Source organism: Levilactobacillus wangkuiensis (genome assembly GCF_016861605.1).
Lineage (GTDB): Bacteria > Bacillota > Bacilli > Lactobacillales > Lactobacillaceae > Levilactobacillus > Levilactobacillus wangkuiensis.
In genome coordinates this window covers 1-2,529 of the sequence record NZ_BOLM01000045.1, presented here as the reverse complement: position 1 = coordinate 2,529, position 2,529 = coordinate 1, and the positions used below count along the sequence as shown (strand labels likewise).

The window sequence follows — 2,529 nt, the reverse complement described above, 5'->3', positions numbered from 1 at the left end:
GGCAAACGTGTCCCCTTGGATTTAGACCCCAGCTTGTCCCCTAGGGCTTTAAAAATCGCACCGGCCATGATATAATAGTCATTAAACAATGATGACTTTTTTGTGGCGCTCACCAATGACTGTTGGTGGGTGTTTTTTTATGTTCTATTTATCGATTTCATTTAGAATTATAGCTCAACCACAACAAAAGTCAATGTTTTTAAAAACTAGCACTACAGCACTACAGCACTATAGAATAAAAGAACTACAGCACTACAGAATATAAGCACTACAGCACTATAGAACTATAGAACTACGGAACTAAAGAACTACGGCACTGTTTTTTCTTTTAGTAAATGTTTGCACATAGGGCTTAAAGCTATACGGTAGTGCTAGCACTACGGAACTAAAGAACTACAGCACTATAGCACTGTAGAACATAAGCACTACAGAACAACAGCATTATAGAACTATAGAACTAACGCACTATAGCACTATATCGTGTTGATTCAAAAACGATATAGTGCTAATATAACAACAATCGTTAGGAGGCGTTATCATGACACAAACCATAACATTTGGAAATTTTAAAGGTGGAGTTGGAAAAACTAGTAATTCAACATTAGTAGCTCTAGACCTTAGCAATCGTGGTTACAAAACACTACTAGTTGATTTGGACCCCCAAGGAAACGCCACAAATCTACTCTTGAATACTAAAGTTAATATTGATGGAAAAGTTGGCCATTTTAAAAAATCTCTCATGGCTAGTATTGAAGATGGCGATTTAACTCAATCTTTAATACATATAAAAGAAAACTTCGATATCCTAGCTTCTGCACCTGACTTTGCTCTTTTCCCACGCTATATGGAAAAAATCAAAGACTATAATGAACGCGTCAAAGAATTCAGTAATCTTATCAAGCCTATTAAAGATAAATATGATTATGTCATCATAGATACGCCGCCTACTATCTCGTTAATCACCGATTCAGCATTGTATGCCAGCGATTATTGTGTAATTGTTATGCAAACTCATGAACATAGTTTTGAGGGAGCTCAAGCATTTATAGAGTATATCCAGGAACAAGTTATTGATACCTACAAGGCTCCCCGTTTGGAAATCGTTGGTATATTGGCTGTTCTATTGCAAGCCGGAGCTCCTGTAGATGAAGCAACTATTCAAAATGCTATTAATCAGTTTGGAACTGAAAACATTTTTAAACATAAAATTCACTCGATGCAGAGGATCAAGCGTTATGGAATAACTGGTATTACTTTCAATACTCAGTTTGATAGGCGTGTATTCAAAGTATACAAAGACGTAACTGACGAGATGCTAAAAAGAATGGAGGCAATTGAAAATGGCTAATAAATTGATTCGGTCTAACCGCAACCCAATTAAGCCAGATAAGCAGGCTGAAATTTCGGATTTTTCAAATTCAAATAAAGGAATTAAAACCCCACAAAATCAAGTTGCTTCGGTTACTTTTGACACAAACCTAAAAATCAACAACCACATTAGAAACAAATTGCAAGCAATGGCTGTATTAGGGTATAGTGACAATCAAAAGGCAGCTATTGAAGTAGCTTTATCTGTTTATATTGAATCTTTGACTTCAGACGAACGTAAAGAATTAGAATTTCAAATTGATTCTTTAGAAAAACGTGATGTACGCGTAAAAAGTAAATAATCACGCGCACTCAGACAACACGTTCAGCTTTTAGACGTATACACTTGTCCGTTTAGATGAAGCAGAATGTACAAAAAAAGCCCTCTATTATGCGGAATAGAGGGCTTTTCTGAAATCAGTACATACAGGCTTTGCTTAGGAGCGTTGCTTGTGTCCATTTAGGACATACACAATCATATAACAATCAATCAATGCTGTCACTTAACTTACTCAAAAAATATTCACAACCTATCTAAACAACCGTTTCCAAAAGTTCTCTCTCGTCTCATTAGAGGGCTTTTCGTTTTGCTTGCTTATATTTATATCTGAATCATTGCTATCGTCATTAGAATCGTTCTCACGGCTTTGTGTGGTGTTGCTTTTGATATTTTGTTCTGACTTTTGATTTTCAAGTAATTTCTGACTGGATAAGTTCAATTGCTGTTGTTGGTCTAATAATTTTTGAAATTTGTTTATCTGTTGATCCTTTTCGTCAAGTTGGCGTCTAAGTATATTAACTAATTGATCGTTGCTTGACGTGTTTTTGTCTTGCTTATCCTTATTTGTATTGTTGGCATAATATTGATGTATAGCATTAACAACATCTTGACTTAAAATATATCTATTATCGCTATCTTTTAAAGGCTTGTCTTTGTCGTCTAGTGAATCTATTATTTGATAAATTCTTGCTCTTGATATGTGTAAATCCTTTGAAATTTCTGCAATTGTTGTCAAATCTACCACCCTTTCAAGTATATGCTAAGTTATTGATACAATCATAGCACGTGGTAGCGTCAAGAATCTTGTGTAAATGAAATGCCTTCGTACATATAATATGTATCTAACTTAAATAAATGATGCTTCCAAGGTGTCCTGGAGT

3 protein-coding genes are annotated in these 2,529 nt (G+C 35.0%); 2 read left to right on the top strand and 1 reads right to left on the bottom strand.

Going from position 1 to position 2,529, the window contains the following annotated elements; genetic code table 11:
• Nucleotides 1-538 precede the first annotated feature (538 nt).
• Complete coding sequence (locus JUF13_RS14310; protein WP_015474642.1) at nucleotides 539-1,348, top strand: ParA family protein; 810 nt, start codon at nucleotides 539-541, stop codon at nucleotides 1,346-1,348.
• Nucleotides 1,341-1,670, top strand: a complete 330-nt coding sequence (locus tag JUF13_RS14305; protein ID WP_041816175.1) for a DUF5388 domain-containing protein — start codon at nucleotides 1,341-1,343, stop codon at nucleotides 1,668-1,670. The genes JUF13_RS14310 and JUF13_RS14305 overlap by 8 nt, the downstream gene beginning before the upstream one ends.
• A gap of 228 nt (nucleotides 1,671-1,898) precedes the next feature.
• Here the strand turns inward: JUF13_RS14305 and JUF13_RS14300 are convergent, their stop codons facing one another.
• Complete coding sequence (locus JUF13_RS14300; protein ID WP_125584191.1) at nucleotides 1,899-2,393, bottom strand: RepB family protein; 495 nt, start codon at nucleotides 2,391-2,393, stop codon at nucleotides 1,899-1,901.
• Between the last annotated feature and the right edge of the window lie 136 nt (nucleotides 2,394-2,529).